We start from the raw sequence: 15,112 nt of genomic DNA, 5'->3' as shown, positions 1-15,112 counted from the left end.
GTGGGAGTACTACCTGCAGTTGTTCGTGCTGGGGAGTGGAGAAAGTTGCGTGCCTGCGTGGGCCGCAGATTGAGGGGCGGGGGATTACTGCCTAGCTGTAGCGGGCTGCCACGAACTGGCTGAGGCGGTCGGCGATGTCGGCGAGAGCCGCTCGGGCGGGGTGCCGGGAGTCCCAGGCGCTGACCAGGCGGACGGACAGGTCGCCGTCGCTGGTGCGGATCGGTAGCGGGCACAGGTCGAACTGGGGGTCGTCGGAGACCACGGCTACCCCGCGGCCGGCGGCGGCGAGGGCTTGGGCGACTGTGCCGTCGGCTGCCTCGACAGCGGCGCCGTACGAGAGACCGTCGCGTCGCAGCGCTGCCTCCAACGAGATGCGAGACGTGAAGGACCGCGGCGGCAGCACCAGCGGTACGTCGGCCAGTTCCGCGAGCTTGATGCGTTTGCGCTCGGCCCACCGATGGGTGGCCGGCACGCAAGCCCACACCGGCAGCACGGCCAGAGTGCGAGTCTCGTACGGCGCTCTGGCCGGCGTACTGGTCACTGCGAGGTCTGCACCGCGTCCCAGCACCTCGGCCGCGGTCTGGCCGTCTGCCTGGAACACCTCCGGAGTGGGGTCGTCAGCGTCCAGCGTGGCGATGAAGGGCGCGACCACATCCCGCAGGGTGGTGAGGGGAGCGCCGATGGTGACGCGGTCGAGCCGACCCTGCGCCTGGTAGGTCGCAGCGACCCGCAGAGCGTCCGCACGCTCCAGCACCTCCTGGGCCAGCGGCAGTAGCGCCTGACCGGCGCGGGTGGGTGTCAGACGGCCGCCGGTGCGGTGGAAGAGCTCCACACCGAGCTCCTGCTCGAGCTGGCGGAGCTGCCGGGACAGGCCGGGCTGGGTGATGTGCAGGTGGTCCGCCGCGGCGGTGACCGTGCCGGAGGCGACGGTCTGCACGAAGTACTGCAGCGTACGCAACTCCATTAAGAGCCTCTCTCTTGGCTAGAACTCCCAGGCATGCAGAAAGTGCAGAACAAGTATTGGACAGCATAGGCCGCTGACCGAAGACTGGAGGGATGACGATCGAACAGCGACGCATCCTGAAGACAGCGATCCCGGGACCGATCTCGGCTGAGCTGATGGCACGCAAACAAGCCGCGGTCGCGGCGGGGGTGGGGACCACCCTGCCGGTCTTCGCGGTCGCCGCCGACGGTGGCGTCGTGGTTGATGCCGATGGCAACCAGCTGATCGATCTCGGGTCCGGGATCGCGGTCACGACGGTCGGCGCGCGGGCGCCCCGAGTGGTCGACGCGGTCAAGGCGCAGGTCGACGCGTTCACCCATACCTGCTTCATGATTACGCCGTACGAGGGCTATGTCGCTGTGGCCGAGGCGCTCAACCGGCTGACCCCTGGCGACCACGAGAAGCGCACCGCGCTGTTCAACTCCGGCGCTGAGGCGGTCGAGAACGCGGTCAAGATCGCCCGCGCCTACACCGGTCGTCAGGCCGTCGTCGTCTTCGATCATGCCTACCACGGCCGCACCAATCTGACGCTCGCGATGACGGCGAAGAACCAGCCGTACAAGCGCGGTTTCGGCCCGTTCGCCGCCGAGGTCTACCGCGCGCCGGTCTCGTACCCGTACCGCGACGGCGGGCTGGATGGCGCAACCGCCGCGGCTCGCGCGCTCGACATCATCGAGAAGCAGGTCGGCGGGACCGAGGTTGCGGCGGTTGTCATCGAGCCGATCCAGGGTGAGGGCGGCTTCGTCGAACCGGCTCCCGGCTTCCTCCCGGCATTGGCCGAGTGGTGCCGGGCGAACGGCGCGGTCTTCGTGGCCGACGAGGTACAGAGCGGCTTCGCGCGGACCGGCGACATGTTCGCCAGCAACCACGAGGGCGTCGTACCGGATCTGGTGGCGACGGCCAAGGGGATCGCGGGCGGGCTGCCGCTGTCGGCGGTGACCGGCCGCGCGGAGATCATGGATGCGCCGCAGGTCGGCGGCCTCGGTGGCACGTACGGCGGCAATCCGCTCGCGTGTGCGGCCGCGCTGGCGGCGATCGAGACGATCGAGGCCGATGGGCTGGTCGCGCGCGCCCGTCAGATCGAGGAGCTGATCAAGCCGCGGCTGCTGCTGGCCCAGAAGGAGGACGACCGGATCGGTGACGTTCGTGGTCGCGGCGCGATGATCGCGGTCGAGCTCGTGCAGCCCGGTACGTCGGAACCGGCGCCGGAGCTGGCGAAAGCGGTCGCGACTGCTTGCCATCAGCAAGGAATCATCGTGCTCACCTGTGGCACCTACGGCAACGTGCTGCGCTTCCTGCCACCGTTGACGATCACCGACGACCTGTTGATCGAAGCCCTCGAGATCGTCATTGCGTCCCTGCGGGAGATCTCATGATCAAGGTTCTCAACCCGGCTGACCTGAGCATTGTCGGTGAGGTCCCTGATGGCACCACCGCTGATGCCACTGGGGCTGTCGATAAAGCCGCAAAAGCCTTCCCTGCATGGGCTCGCACCGCACCACGGGCTAGGTCGGAGATCCTGCACAAGACCTTCGAGCTGATGCTGCGCGACCGCTCCCGATTGGCCGAACTCATCAGCCTGGAGAACGGGAAGTCCGAAGCCGATGCCCTGGCCGAAGTGGGCTATGCCGCGGAGTTCTTTCGCTGGTTCGCCGAGGAAGCGGTCCGCCCCGGCGGTGACTACGGCGAGGCCCCGGCCGGCGGCGTGAGGACGCTGGTCACCGCCAAACCGATCGGTGTCGCGGCCCTCGTGACCCCATGGAACTTCCCGGCCGCGATGGCCACCCGCAAGATCGCCCCGGCCCTCGCCGCAGGCTGTACGGCGGTCCTCAAGCCGGCCGCCGAAACCCCGCTGACCGCGCTCGCGATCGCCGAGCTTCTCACGGAGGCCGGCGTACCGGCTGGCGTGCTCAACGTCGTCACGACCACCGACGCAGCCGGGGTGGTCTCCACCTGGCTGGCCGACTCACGCGTACGGGTGATCTCGTTCACCGGTTCGACCCCGGTCGGCAAGACGCTGCTCCGCCAGGCGGCCGACCGGGTCGTCGTGACGGCGATGGAGCTCGGCGGCAACGCGCCGTTCGTCGTCACTGAGGACGCCGATCTGGAGAAGGCGGTCGCGGGCGCGATGATCGCGAAGTTCCGCAACGGCGGCCAAGCCTGTACGGCGGCCAACCGGTTCTATGTGCATTCCGCCGTGGCCGATGAGTTCACCGAGCTGTTCGGCCGCGAGGTGGAGAAACTTGCCGTCGGCCCCTATTCGCAGGGGGCGCAGATCGGGCCGCTGATCTCGGACACCGCCGTGCAGCGGGTGACCTCGGTCGTCGACGAGGCGGTTGCGGCCGGCGCTCGCGTTACGCACCAGGCCGCCGTACCGGTTGCTGCTGGGCACTTCTACCCGCCGACGGTACTGCGAGATGTGCCGGACGACTCGACGTTGTTCACCGAGGAGATCTTCGGGCCGGTCGCTTCGATCGCCACCTGGTCGGACGATGACGAGCTTGTTGCCCGGGTCAACGAATCCGAATTCGGACTGGCTGGTTACGTTTATGCCGGTGAGCTGGGTCGCGCGATCCGGATCAGCGAAGCGCTTGATGTCGGCATGGTGGGCGTGAACCGTGGTCTGGTCTCGGATCCGTCGGCGCCCTTCGGTGGCGTCAAGCAGAGCGGGCTCGGCCGCGAAGGCGCTCGCGACGGTCTCCGCGAGTACCAGGAGACGCAGTACCTGAGCATTGACTGGCCGTAATGGGTGTTGCCTACCCATATTCAGTAGGCGGTGGGTAGGCGCGTAGGGCGCTGCTGAATATGGGTGGTCGCAACCCATGTGGGGGATCGGCGGAAGCGGTTGACTTCTGGCTATCGGGAAGGCCAATCGGCCGACCGCCCCAAGGGACTGGAAACGGTTCCTGACCGAAGGAGAAACATCATGGCTGAGGTTCTCGACCTGCAGATCCTGTCCGAGGAGAACACCACCAGCCCGGTGCTGCACACCGACGGCTCGGGCGTCAGCTACAACTGCTGATCTTCGTGACCCAGGGGGCCTGTGCCGACTCGGCCCGGGCCCCCTTCCGTCTGTCCTGAGAGGGGCGCAATGCCGATGATCGACTCGTTCCGGGCCTACACGATCAGTGACCCGCAGTACTACGACCGCGTCGAGCGGTCCTCCGAACCGGGCGCGTTCCTGGAGCTCCTGCGCGAGCGGGTCGGCGACAAGGCGGCCGTCCTCGACGGTGTCGGCATCTGGGCGCGCTGCCTGGACCGGCCTCTCACCGAACTGCCGGAGTACGGCTGGAAGCTGCACCTGGCAGCCCGCCCGGACGACCTGGCCACGCTCATGAACGCAGTGATCGACGAGTACCTCATCGACTCGTTCAGCTTCAAGGTCATCCGCTCCCCGGAGCTCGGACTGGCCCAGCTGGCGCGCTGGTGGTCGCGTGGCGGCGCCGGCAAGGCGGTGACTGTCTACCCGCTGTCCGAGGAGCACGCTCGCGAGCTGGCTGAGCGCTTCAGCGCCCGGCTCGGCGACCTGCACGGTGCGCACGTTCTGACCGACCGCCGGTACCCGGGCAGCGATGTGGTGCAGTACCGCTACGGCACCTTCCGCAAGCCCCCTGGCATCGATGACGACGGCTACCCGAGCTCTGTGGTCACCGGACCCGACGGTAAGCCGTGGAACGACTCCCGCACCCCCACGTTCACCCTGCCCTCCTGGGTTGCTGAGGACCCGTTCGCCGTACCGGCCGCAGTTGACGCTCCGCCGGCTGACCCGACCGGTCTGCTCAAGCGCTACAAGATCAAGTCGGTACTGCGGCACTCGCCGGCCGGCGGCGTCTATCTGGCGACCGGTCCGGACGGGGCGGAGTACGTGCTGAAGGAGGCGCGTCCGCACACCGCCTTCGCGCCGGACGGCTCAGATGCGCCGGAGCGGTTGCAGCGCGAGTACGACTACCTTCAGAAGCTCTCAGGCACCGGTGTTGCACCGGACGGCGTAGAGCTGGTGACAGTGTGGGAGCACACCTTCCTGGTGCAGTCCAAGGTGCCTGGAATCACCATGCAGGTCTGGCTGTCCCGCAACCACCCGTTCGCTGTTGGCAAGCCGGACCCGTCTTACCCGGCCCGCGCACAGACGATCCTGGAGCAGATCCGGACCGCACTGGCGACCTGTCTTGAGCACGGCATCGTGTACTCCGATGTCTCGCTCACGAACATCATGATCGACGACGACGAGACGGTGCGGCTGGTCGACTTCGAGGCCTGCCGCCCGGTCGGATCGGACCCTGCGCAGTACCCACGCACCAGTGGTTTCGCCCCCGAGCCGGGAACGGCCGCCTGGGGGAGTGACGCGGCGTACCTCGCGTACGGCGTCGACGCGATCGAAGCCGCGACGGTCATGCCCCGCAACGCCCTGCTCGCCTTCCGCCCTGAGGCGTTCAGCCGGGCCCTTGCGGTCACCTCCCGTCAGCTCGACATCCCCCTCAGCGGCCTGCCGGAGCGTCTCGGTCTGCCGGAGGTAACGGAGGAGCCGGCGGACCTGCTGGCAGACACCCTCCGCGGTCTGCGGGCGGCTGCGACTCCGGAGCGACGGGACAGGTTGTTCCCGGGCCACCCGGAGCAGTTCCAGAGCAACACGCTCTCACTCGCGTACGGCGCTGCTGGCGTACTGCGTGCGCTGCACCTGCTGGACGGTTCGGTGGATGCAGAGTGCACGGACTGGCTGGTCGCACGGCTCGATGAGAACCGCCCGCTACCGATGGGCCTGTACGTCGGTCGTGCCGGCATCGGACTCGCATTGCTGGAGCTAGGCCTCGACGACCGCGGTCTACTGGCCGGTGCGACGGCTGAGGCGCTCAGTGGCGACAAGCGCGGCGGACTGGCGACCGGACTGGCCGGTGTAGGCGTTGCGCAGCTGTACGCACACCGGCTGACCGGTTCATCGGAGCACCTCGACCAGGCGCGAGCGATTGCCGACCGGCTCATCGACAGCGCCTCTGATGACGGCACCGGGTTGTGGTGGCAGCAGGCGGATCCGCATCCGCTTGGGCTGATGCACGGTTCGGCGGGAGTAGCGACGTACCTGACTGAGCTGGGGGTCGCTGTTGGCGACTCGTTCCTGGTGAAGATGGGACGCCGGGCGCTCGGCTTCGACCTGGCGCAGGGGCGGCCGCGGTTCAACGGGGGTATCGGATTCGGTGCCTACACGGGCAGCTCGCCTTTTGAGCCGTACGTCGTCCGTGGTGGCTCCGGTGTCGGCCTGGCCGTCGCGCATCACCTGCGACTGACTGGTGACGAGACGCTGGTCGATCCGCTCTGGTCGATCGTGCGGGGTGTCGGGATGCCGTTCACGGTGAACCCCGGGTACTTCGCCGGGATGAGCGGGCTCATCGAGTTCCTGCTCGAAGCCAAGGCAGCACTGCCGGACGATGCGGCCACTGTGGACGAGACGATCGGCAGACTGGTTGAACAGATCACCTCACTGCGTTGTGAGGATGCATCCGGAACAGGCTTCCCTGGTGACGGACTGATGCGGCAGAGCTGCGATGTCGCGTCCGGCAGTGCTGGTGTCGCGATGACGCTGCACCGGTTGCAGAACGGTGGCGACACGCTCGACGTACGCTTCGGTCGGCCGGCGGGGGTGCTTAGCCATGCCGGGTGATCGTCTGGCTGTTGTGTGCACCGGTGCGAGCGCTGCGCTGGACCTGGTGTCGCACTTGGCGCACTGGCGTCGTGAGGTGAGCGGACCGCTGTCGGTGATGCTCACGCACTCGTCGCTGACCTTCGTGCAGCCGTCGGCGGTTGCGCTGATCGCTGACGAGGTGATCGAGCCGCACGGACCGGTGGTGAACCCGGTCGCTTTCGCCAACCAGGCCAGGCTTTTCGTGGTCGCACCGTGCTCAGCGAACTTCCTGGTCTCGGCTGCGCTCGGACTGGCGTCGTCGCCCGCACTGACCGCGATGTTGGCCACTCCGGCACCGCGGATCGTGTTCCCGCACATGAACCCGCGGATGTGGCAGGCGCGCACCACCCAGCAGGCGGTCCGTTCGCTGCGAGAGCAGGACGTGGTCGTGGTGTCTCCTGAGGACACTGAGGTACTCACGCTATGGAGCGGCGAATTCGAGCCCAGTAAGGCGATGCCGCCCCCGGTGCGAACCGCTGCTGTGATCGCTGGGCAGTGGCGAAACCTGATTGCAGCAGCATGACTTCCCGGACCGAGTTGCTACGTGACAACCGGGATTTCAGCCGGTTCTGGTGGGGTCAGGCGCTGACAGCGCTGGGTGCGCGCGTTAGTGACGTGTGCATCCCGCTGCTGGTGCTGGATCTGACAGGGTCGGTCCTCTGGGCCGGTGCGTTGCTCACGGTCCGGCTGATAGTGCTGAACGTGGCCCGGCTCCCAGCCGGTGCACTCGCCGACCGATGGGACCGGCGCCGAGTGATGATCCTGGTCGACCTGATCCGCGCAGTGTTGTGGGCTGTGCTGGCAGTAGCGGTCTTCACCGGTGTCGCGTCGGTCTGGCCGCTCGTCATCGTCGGTGTGGTCGACGGTCTGGTCAGTTCGATCTACAACCCGTCGCTGGCCGCCGCACTGCGACACCTGGTCCGACCGGACGACATCACGAAAGCCGTTTCCCTGAACGAGTCTCGCTCGTACGCCGCCAGTCTCCTGGGCCCGGCGGTCGGCGGTGGACTGTACGCCGTCGCGCACTGGATCCCGTTCGCGATCAACGCGGTCACCTTCGTACTGTGCACCTACCTGGTCTACCGGATCTCGGCCGGCCTCGGTGGTCGGAATGCCTCGAAAGAACGGCTGACCACAGACATGTGGGCGGGGCTGAGGTACGTGTTCACCCAGCCCTTCCTGCGAACGCTGACGATCTGGTCCGCGGTGCTGAACTTCGCTACGGCCGCAGCGTTCTTCGGAATGGTGCCGATGCTGGTCAGTCTGGAGACACCGGCCGCGGTGATCGGTGCGATGTCTGCAGTCGTTGCTGCGGGCGCACTGCTCGGATCACTGATCGCACCGAAGCTGGTTGCGACAGGCGCGTTCCGGGCTGTGGTGGTTGGCGGACTGGTGGTGGCTGGGGCAGTCACGGCAGTGGCCATCGTGCCGTCGATGCCTGTGGTGGTTGGTGCGCTCGCACTGCTTGGCGCGACCGCTCCGGTCCTCATCATCGCGATGACTGCGCAGGTCTACGACGTCATTGACGACTCGATGATGGCGCGGGCCCAGAGCACCATGACGCTGGTCGGCTCACTGTTCTACCCGGTCAGCACCCTCGTCATGGGCTGGCTGATGCAGTACCACGGGCCAGGCCCGGCGTACGGCGTGATGGCCGCCGCGCTGGCGGGTGCCGTCCTGTTCACTCTGGCCCGGCCGGTCCGGGCCCAACTGTCACCTGAACCGGTGGCATCCCGTCCGGTAGTGGTGTGAGGAGACCAGAACATGCGTACCGAAGCCCTTTCCAGCCTGATTCCTGATGCAGCTGACTTCCTGGACCACCCACCGACCGAGGCGGTCGCCTGGCGCGGCTCCTCCACACTCGACTTCGGCCTGGCCGCAGTGGGCGAGCTGATCGACCACGGCTCGCTGCAGCGCCAGATGGTGAGCATGGTGAAGGACGGCCAGCGCGTCGCACCCGCGGCGTACACCTGGGCCGGTCAGCCGATCCAGCCCGGTTTCGCGGAGGTAGTGCGCACAACGAAGGTCTCGGCGTACATCGGAGCAGGTGCGACCACTGTGCTCGAGTCGCTGCACCGCACGTGGAAGCCGATCGGCGACCTGTGCCGTCGGCTCAGCCACGAGACCGGACTGCCGATCAGTGCGAACGCCTACCTCACTCCATCCGGCAGCCAGGGTTTCGCGCACCACTACGACACCCACTCGGTGCTGATCGTGCAGACCGCTGGCAGCAAGACCTGGCAGCTGCATGCGCCGGTCTACAACGACCCGCTGGAGAACCAGCCGTGGGACGGCTCCAAGGTGACCGAAGCCGAGTGGGACCGCCTCAAGACCGGTACGCCGTTCCTCGAGGTGATGCTTGAGCCCGGCGACAGCCTGTGGATTCCGCGCGGCTGGATCCACAACGGGTTCGCGACCGACGACCACTCGCTGCACGTCAGCTTCTCGTTCCCGACACTGACGCCGTACTGGCTGGCGGGGGAGCTGATCCGGGCGCTCGGCTCGGAGCGGGCCTTCCGTGCCGAGCTGCCGTGGGGCTTCGGTCGCTCTGCCGACCTGCGCGCCGAGGCACTGGCCACTACGACCAAGCTGCTGGCCGAGCATTTCAGTGCGCTGTCGGAACAGCCTGCAGAGAACTCCGAGCTGGCTGACACCTACCGGCGGTTCTCACTGGAGTCCAGCCGGCACCCGATGGACAACTTCTTGCCTGCGCCCACTCTGGACACGCAGGTCCGTACGGTCGCCGAGTCGGCGGCCGGTGTCGACTGGACGGCCGACGGCCGTCTCCGAGTTCACCTCGGCGACTCCATTGTCGAGTTCGAGAACGCCCCCGCCCGAGTAGTCGCCGAGCTCCTCACCGCCGACTCCTCAACCCCCTGGACGGGGCAGGCCCTCGAACTCGATGAGACCGAAGCGCTGGAGCTGGTCAGTCTTCTCCTGCGCACAGGTCTCGCCGTCCGCGCCTGACTGCGGTCAGTGGGCAGCGGAGGGGTAAACGGCCCCGGTGTACTTCTCACCGGGGCCGGCCCCGGGCTCGTCGGGAATACTGGAGGCTTCCTTGAAGGCGAGCTGCAGTGAACGGAGGCCGTCGCGGAGCGGAGCTGCGTGGTGGTGACCCAGGGACGGTGCGGCCGCGTCGAGCAGGCCGGCGAGCGCGTCGATCAGCGAGCGGGCCTCGTCGAGGTCCTTGTGGTCGGGCAGGTCCTCGGCCAGGCCGAGGTTGACGGCGGCTGCGCTCAGCAGGTGCAGGGCGGCCGTCGAGATGATCTCCACGCTGGGCACCTCGGCGATGTCGCGGGAGGCGGTTGCAAGCTGCGGAGTGGAGACGTCGTCGGTCATGGTGTTACTGTTACACAGCGACCGATCTGGTCCGGCGGTGCCCCATGGGTGGAATACTCGTGAAGCTCCGGTGGTTGGATCCAAGCGGAGGGCCACCTCCCACCCAGTCGATGAACAGTCGGCGGGTCCCGGTCACGCCGAGACTCCGGTCTTGGCGATCGTACGGCGTACCAGCAGTAGTTGTGGTTGGTAGTTGTGGATCAGGGACAGTGCTAGTGGGAGTTGGGGCCTTCGTGTGTTAGTCGCACGGAGGCCTTCGTCGTTTCTTGAGGAGACCTCGAGCGGCGAAGAGGTGGTACCGGAATCAGAACAACCCAGGAGGACCCATCACCATTGAACTGCGCGTCAACGAGCGCATCCGCGTTCCCGAGGTGCGGCTGGTCGGACCGAACGGTGAGCAGGTAGGCATCGTCCGGATCGAAGACGCACTGCGGTTGGCACAGGAAGCCGATCTCGACCTGGTCGAGGTTGCAGCCACGGCACGCCCGCCGGTCTGCAAGCTGATGGATTTCGGCAAGTACAAGTACGAGACCGCGCAGAAGGCGCGCGAGTCCCGCCGGAACCAGACCAACACCGTCATCAAAGAGATGAAGCTGCGGCCGAAGATCGACCCGCACGACTACGAGACCAAGAAGGGTCACGTCGTCCGCTTCCTCCGTGCCGGGGACAAGGTCAAGATCACCATCATGTTCCGTGGTCGCGAGCAGTCGCGCCCGGAGCTCGGCTTCCGGCTGCTGCAGCGGCTGGCCGAGGACGTCAGCGAGCTCGGCTTCGTGGAGTCGAACGCCCGCCAGGACGGCCGGAACATGATCATGGTTCTCGGACCTCACAAGAAGAAGTCCGAAGCGCGCGTGGACGTGGATGCCGAGAAGGCGAAGAAGCAGGCCGAGCGAGAGGCCGAACTGGAAGCGGAGCGCGTCGAACGCGCCGAGCAGGTTGCGGCGCACGAGGCCGAGATCGCCGCCGGTGCCACGAAGAAGCCGAAGGGTCCGGCAGACAACCTCGACCCGGAGTGACGGATCGCTCCGGCCGCGGTAGCAGCCGGAGCACCACACACCGAGTTCGAGTCAACGAAAGAACGATTCAGGAGTTCACAAGCCATGCCGAAGATGAAGACCCACTCGGGGATGAAGAAGCGCGTCCGCGTCACGGGCTCGGGCAAGCTGCGCCGCGAGCAGACCGGTGTTCGCCACCTCGCCGAGGCGAAGTCGTCGAAGCGCAAGCGCCGGCTGAGCGGCACGGTCGAGGTCGCACCGTCGTTCGCCAAGAAGGCCAAGAAGCTTCTCGGTATCTGAGGCTCCCGCCTCGCGGGGCCTCGTGGCCCTTCCCCCGAACATCCGCCGTACCGGCCCAGCCCGGTCGCGGCGCAGAACCAAGGAGTAACACCTCATGGCACGCGTGAAGCGGGCAGTCAACGCCCACAAGAAGCGCCGGGTCGTACTCGAGCAGGCCAGCGGTTACCGCGGCCAGCGCTCGCGCCTGTACCGCAAGGCCAAGGAGCAGGTCACCCACTCGCTCGTCTACGCCTACCGCGACCGCAAGGCGCGCAAGGGCGACTTCCGCAAGCTGTGGATCCAGCGCATCAACGCTGCGGTCCGCGCCGAGGACCTGACGTACAACCGTTTCATCCAGGGTCTGCACCTGGCCGAGATCGACGTGGACCGCAAGATCCTCGCCGACATGGCCGTCAACGACCCGGCCGCGTTCTCCGCGATCGTGCAGCTGGCCAAGGCCGCGCTGCCGGCCGACGTCAACGCGCCCGCCGCCTCGGCCTGAGCATTACCGTTCCCAGCCGTAGCAATCGAGTGGCGAGCCCTGTCCTGCTGACCGCGCAATCCGTGCGGATCAAGCAGGCCCGGCGGCTCGCCACTCGTGCGTTCCGCCGCAAGACCGGCCGTTTCCTGGCCGAAGGCCCGCAGGCCGTCCGCGAAGCTCTCGAGCATCGCGAACTGGTCCTCGAGGTGTACGCCGAGCCTTCCGTCGCAACGCGGCATCGCGATCTGCGCGACCTGGCCGCCGCTGCCGACGTCCCGTGGTTCGACGTCGATCGTGCCGGTGTCGAGGCGCTCAGCGAGACGGTCACCTCGCAAGGTGTCGTCGCCGTCTGTTCCCTCGTCGATGTTTCGCTCGAGGAAGCGGTCCTTCCGACGGCTCGTCTGGTCGCCGCCGGCTTCCAGGTCAGAGATCCCGGCAACGTCGGCACCCTGATCCGTACGGCGGACGCCGCCGGCGCGGATGCCGTCGTACTGTCCACGGAGTCGGTCGACCCGCACAATCCGAAGGCCGTCCGGGCCAGCGTCGGCAGCATCTTCCACCTGCCGATCACAGTCGAAGCCGACCTCGCCGCAGCCGCCACCACCTGGCGGGCCCAAGGCCTCCAGGTCCTGGCCGCCGACGGCTACGGCACCACCGACCTGGACACCTGCATCGACGACGGCACCCTCGCCAAACCCACCGTCTGGCTCTTCGGCAACGAGGCCCACGGCCTCCCCGACGGCTTCGACGCCTTCGTCGACCACTCCGTCAAGGTCCCCATCTACGGCCGCGCCGAGTCGCTCAACCTGTCGACCGCCGCCGCCATCTGCCTCTTCGCCTCGGCCCGCGCCCAACGCCGATGAGCGACCTGCCGTTCGGCCTCCCCGGCCGCTTCTGGCGCGGCAATCTGCACACGCACTCGAACGAGTCCGACGGTGCCTTTTCCCCGGCCGAAACCGCGCGCATCTACCGCGACGCCGGCTACGACTTCGTCGCGATCACCGACCACTTCCGCCCGGAGTACGACTACCCGATCACGGATACCCGGGGTCTGCGCTCCGACGGCTTCACCACCCTGATCGGCGCCGAGCTGCACGCACCCCGCACGGAGGCCGGCCAGCAGTGGCACATCATCGCCGCCGGCCTACCCCTGGATTTCCCGCCACCCGGCGCTGCCGAAACCGGCCCCGAGCTGGCCCGCCGAGCCCGCGCCACCGGCGCCTTCATCGGCATGGCCCACCCATCAGCCTCACTCCTGACAGCCGTCGACGCCGAGAGCCTGGACGCCGCCCACTCGGTCGAGGTCTACAACGCCCTCGCCGACCGTGAGAACCGCGGCGACAGCTGGCACCTCACCGACGTGTTGCTGAACCGCGGCCACCGCCTCACGACGTACGCGGCCGACGACGCCCACCTCCAACCCCAAGACCCGCCGCCGTGCGCTGCCTGGGTGCAGGTGCGCAGTGAGTCCCTCGAGCCGGATGCGCTGCTGGCCGCGCTGATCGCCGGCCACTTCTACTCCAGCACCGGCCCCGAGCTGCACGACGTACGGGTCGAAGGCGACACCGTTGCAGTCCGCTGCTCACCCGCCACCAAGATCCTCCTGTCCGGCAGCCACCCCGGCGCCGAAGTCTGCCAAGGTACCGACCTCACCGAGGCCACCCTCCCGCTCGCGCTCTTCGAAGGCGGCCATTGCCGCATCACCATCGAAGACGCCACCGGCGCCCGAGCCTGGACGAACCCCATCCACTTATAGGTATGGTTGGCGCAGCGCGCGCCAGGGCGCCTCTTCTTCGCGGCAAGCACTGAGTGCACCTGGGAGTACGGCGAACTTGTGATGGCCGGTGAACCCTTCGGGACGGCCTGAGTCAGCGGAGCGGGTTGTCCTGGAAGGATCAACATGTCGACCATGCCGCTGCCTGCCAAGGCGAGTTTGAGTCAGTTGCGCGCGCGGGCCAAGGATCTGCGGAAGGCCGTGAGCAAGGGACGCCCGGACGCGATTGAGCGTGCACAGGCGCACCATCCGGCGTACGGGGATGCTGGCAGTTTCACGCTGCGGGACGCGCAGCTGACGGTGGCCCGTGAGTACGGGGTGGTCAGCTGGGGTGAGCTGATGGCGAGGGTGGCCACCGAGTTGGTGGAGGGGCGCGAGCTGCACCGGTACTTCGGGGTGGAGCTCAACAACGAGACGTGGGACCTGCTCGACCAGATCGACGAGACCAGTCCGGTGCTCGACCAGGAACGCGTCCTGTACGGCGCCTATGCCGCCTGCCTGCACTGGTTGGAGGCGGGCAACGAGGCGAACCATGCTCGCGGTGAGCACCTGATTGCCCGAGTGGCTGCTCGCATCGGTCGCGCCGACCTGGCCCTGCCGCACGCCCGTCGCTGCCTCCAACTGATTCAGGCGCACCCCCAGCAGATGTCCGACTGGGACGAGCCGTTCGCTCGCGAAGCCTTGGCTCGAGCCCTCGCCGCGACCGGTGCAGTCACGGAGGCGCGTGCCGAACTCCAGCGTGCGCGGCAGCTGACCGAGCTGGTCGCAGACTCCGGCGACCGCGAGGTCCTGGAGAAGGAGCTGGCCAAGGAACCCTGGTTCGGTCTTAGTTCTTGATGCGGGCGGCGATTCCTTCGAGGACGATTTCCAGGCCGTAGGTGAAGGAGTCGTAGAACATGCCGTCGATGTCGCCGGTGGCTCGGCGGCGGGCCGATTCCTGCATGGTGGTGTCGCCGAGGTGCTGGGTGGATTCGAGGACTGCCGTGGCGAGCTGGTCGATGGACTGACCGGCTCGTCGCGCCATCTCGCGGGTGGCGACCTCGCCGCCGGCGCTGCCGAGGACGAAGGACATCACCGTGCCGAGGGCGAAGTCGGCATTGCGGCCGGTGATGCCGGCCGCGGCGATCAGGGCGAGGCCGCGGGTGCCCATGGTCATGGCGTTCGGGCCCATGCTCGGGCGGGTGTACATCACCTCGGGCAGCCACGGGTGCCGCATGATCGTCGAGCGCATGCTGTGGGCGTACAGAAGTGTCCCGCTGCGCCAGCCGGCCAGCTCCGGCTCCGGGATGTCGATCTCGCCCCAGACTTCGTCGATCAGCAGATCGATCAGGTCGTCCTTGGTCGGGACGTGCCAGTAGAGGCTGGTCGCGCCGGACCCGAGCTTGGCGGCGAGCTTGCGCATGCTGAGGCCGGCCAGGCCCTCGGCGTCAAGGGTTTCCAGCGCCGTCCGGACGATCTGCTCCCGGGTCAGCGTCTCGCGCGCTGGGCTGGTCTTCAGCTTCCGCGTCCAGATCGATTCCGTCACGCCAAAGATCTTACTGGAACACCGTACGAGTCTTGTCGTACA

General features: G+C 67.6%; 15 protein-coding genes. 12 read left to right on the top strand and 3 right to left on the bottom strand.

Annotated features, from left to right (window positions below):
• Window positions 1–91: 91 nt before the first annotated feature.
• Complete coding sequence (locus E1263_RS20845) at window positions 92–964, bottom strand: LysR family transcriptional regulator (protein WP_132169860.1); 873 nt, start codon at window positions 962–964, stop codon at window positions 92–94.
• A gap of 92 nt (window positions 965–1,056) precedes the next feature.
• Here E1263_RS20845 and gabT point away from each other — a divergent pair, with 92 nt between their 5' ends.
• From gabT to E1263_RS20815, 6 genes are all read left to right on the top strand, one after another.
• Window positions 1,057–2,379: a 4-aminobutyrate--2-oxoglutarate transaminase gene (gabT, locus tag E1263_RS20840; protein ID WP_132169858.1), complete on the top strand. Its 1,323-nt coding sequence runs from the start codon at window positions 1,057–1,059 to the stop codon at window positions 2,377–2,379.
• Window positions 2,376–3,749, top strand: coding sequence for an NAD-dependent succinate-semialdehyde dehydrogenase (locus tag E1263_RS20835; protein ID WP_132169856.1), 1,374 nt, complete (start codon window positions 2,376–2,378; stop codon window positions 3,747–3,749). The genes gabT and E1263_RS20835 overlap by 4 nt, the downstream gene beginning before the upstream one ends.
• Window positions 3,750–4,094: 345 nt before the next feature.
• Window positions 4,095–6,656, top strand: a complete 2,562-nt coding sequence (lanKC, locus tag E1263_RS20830) for a class III lanthionine synthetase LanKC (protein ID WP_132169854.1) — start codon at window positions 4,095–4,097, stop codon at window positions 6,654–6,656.
• Window positions 6,646–7,200, top strand: coding sequence for a flavoprotein (locus tag E1263_RS20825; RefSeq protein WP_132169852.1), 555 nt, complete (start codon window positions 6,646–6,648; stop codon window positions 7,198–7,200). Before lanKC ends, E1263_RS20825 begins: the two co-directional genes overlap by 11 nt.
• Complete coding sequence (locus E1263_RS20820) at window positions 7,197–8,429, top strand: MFS transporter (protein ID WP_132169850.1); 1,233 nt, start codon at window positions 7,197–7,199, stop codon at window positions 8,427–8,429. Before E1263_RS20825 ends, E1263_RS20820 begins: the two co-directional genes overlap by 4 nt.
• Window positions 8,430–8,441: 12 nt before the next feature.
• Window positions 8,442–9,644, top strand: coding sequence for a JmjC domain-containing protein (locus E1263_RS20815; RefSeq protein ID WP_132169848.1), 1,203 nt, complete (start codon window positions 8,442–8,444; stop codon window positions 9,642–9,644).
• 6 nt (window positions 9,645–9,650) lie between these two features.
• Here the strand turns inward: E1263_RS20815 and E1263_RS20810 are convergent, their stop codons facing one another.
• Window positions 9,651–10,016 carry a DUF1844 domain-containing protein gene (locus E1263_RS20810; protein WP_132169846.1) on the bottom strand — a complete coding sequence of 122 codons (366 nt, stop codon included), beginning with the start codon at window positions 10,014–10,016 and terminating at the stop codon, window positions 9,651–9,653.
• 266 nt (window positions 10,017–10,282) lie between these two features.
• On the opposite strand from E1263_RS20810, the gene infC reads away from it, so the two are divergent.
• From infC to E1263_RS20780, 6 genes are all read left to right on the top strand, one after another.
• Window positions 10,283–11,032 (top strand): translation initiation factor IF-3, encoded by a 750-nt coding sequence (gene infC, locus E1263_RS20805; RefSeq protein WP_132169844.1) that lies wholly within the window; start codon window positions 10,283–10,285, stop codon window positions 11,030–11,032.
• An 84-nt stretch (window positions 11,033–11,116) separates the two neighbouring features.
• Complete coding sequence (gene rpmI / locus E1263_RS20800; RefSeq protein WP_132169842.1) at window positions 11,117–11,311, top strand: 50S ribosomal protein L35; 195 nt, start codon at window positions 11,117–11,119, stop codon at window positions 11,309–11,311.
• Window positions 11,312–11,405: 94 nt separating this feature from the next.
• Window positions 11,406–11,792: a 50S ribosomal protein L20 gene (gene rplT / locus E1263_RS20795; RefSeq protein WP_132169840.1), complete on the top strand. Its 387-nt coding sequence runs from the start codon at window positions 11,406–11,408 to the stop codon at window positions 11,790–11,792.
• A gap of 29 nt (window positions 11,793–11,821) precedes the next feature.
• Entirely contained in the window at window positions 11,822–12,634 is an 813-nt protein-coding gene (locus tag E1263_RS20790) for a TrmH family RNA methyltransferase (protein ID WP_132169838.1), read from the top strand.
• A complete protein-coding gene (locus E1263_RS20785; protein ID WP_165956697.1) occupies window positions 12,631–13,527 on the top strand; it encodes a CehA/McbA family metallohydrolase in 897 nt (298 codons plus the stop codon). Before E1263_RS20790 ends, E1263_RS20785 begins: the two co-directional genes overlap by 4 nt.
• A 144-nt stretch (window positions 13,528–13,671) precedes the next feature.
• Window positions 13,672–14,382, top strand: coding sequence for a hypothetical protein (locus E1263_RS20780; RefSeq protein ID WP_132169836.1), 711 nt, complete (start codon window positions 13,672–13,674; stop codon window positions 14,380–14,382).
• On the opposite strand, the gene E1263_RS20775 is transcribed toward E1263_RS20780, so the two are convergent.
• Window positions 14,372–15,070 (bottom strand): TetR/AcrR family transcriptional regulator C-terminal domain-containing protein, encoded by a 699-nt coding sequence (locus tag E1263_RS20775; protein ID WP_238161358.1) that lies wholly within the window; start codon window positions 15,068–15,070, stop codon window positions 14,372–14,374. The genes E1263_RS20780 and E1263_RS20775 overlap by 11 nt on opposite strands.
• Window positions 15,071–15,112 lie beyond the last annotated feature (42 nt).

Source organism: Kribbella antibiotica, assembly GCF_004349055.1.
In the GTDB taxonomy this organism is placed as follows: Bacteria; Actinomycetota; Actinomycetes; order Propionibacteriales; family Kribbellaceae; genus Kribbella; species Kribbella antibiotica.
Note: the sequence above shows the minus strand (reverse complement) of the source record. Positions and strands in the feature narration are given on the sequence as shown.

Bases quoted from the DNA above. Each gene is read 5' to 3' on its own strand.
- E1263_RS20845 (WP_132169860.1), bottom strand. From the start codon at position 964: ATGGAGTTGCGTACGCTGCAGTACTTCGTGCAGACCGTCGCCTCCGGC.
- gabT (WP_132169858.1), top strand. From the start codon at position 1,057: ATGACGATCGAACAGCGACGCATCCTGAAGACAGCGATCCCGGGACCG.
- E1263_RS20835 (WP_132169856.1), top strand. From the start codon at position 2,376: ATGATCAAGGTTCTCAACCCGGCTGACCTGAGCATTGTCGGTGAGGTC.
- lanKC (WP_132169854.1), top strand. From the start codon at position 4,095: ATGCCGATGATCGACTCGTTCCGGGCCTACACGATCAGTGACCCGCAG.
- E1263_RS20825 (WP_132169852.1), top strand. From the start codon at position 6,646: ATGCCGGGTGATCGTCTGGCTGTTGTGTGCACCGGTGCGAGCGCTGCG.
- E1263_RS20820 (WP_132169850.1), top strand. From the start codon at position 7,197: ATGACTTCCCGGACCGAGTTGCTACGTGACAACCGGGATTTCAGCCGG.
- E1263_RS20815 (WP_132169848.1), top strand. From the start codon at position 8,442: ATGCGTACCGAAGCCCTTTCCAGCCTGATTCCTGATGCAGCTGACTTC.
- E1263_RS20810 (WP_132169846.1), bottom strand. From the start codon at position 10,016: ATGACCGACGACGTCTCCACTCCGCAGCTTGCAACCGCCTCCCGCGAC.
- rpmI (WP_132169842.1), top strand. From the start codon at position 11,117: ATGCCGAAGATGAAGACCCACTCGGGGATGAAGAAGCGCGTCCGCGTC.
- rplT (WP_132169840.1), top strand. From the start codon at position 11,406: ATGGCACGCGTGAAGCGGGCAGTCAACGCCCACAAGAAGCGCCGGGTC.
- E1263_RS20785 (WP_165956697.1), top strand. From the start codon at position 12,631: ATGAGCGACCTGCCGTTCGGCCTCCCCGGCCGCTTCTGGCGCGGCAAT.
- E1263_RS20780 (WP_132169836.1), top strand. From the start codon at position 13,672: ATGTCGACCATGCCGCTGCCTGCCAAGGCGAGTTTGAGTCAGTTGCGC.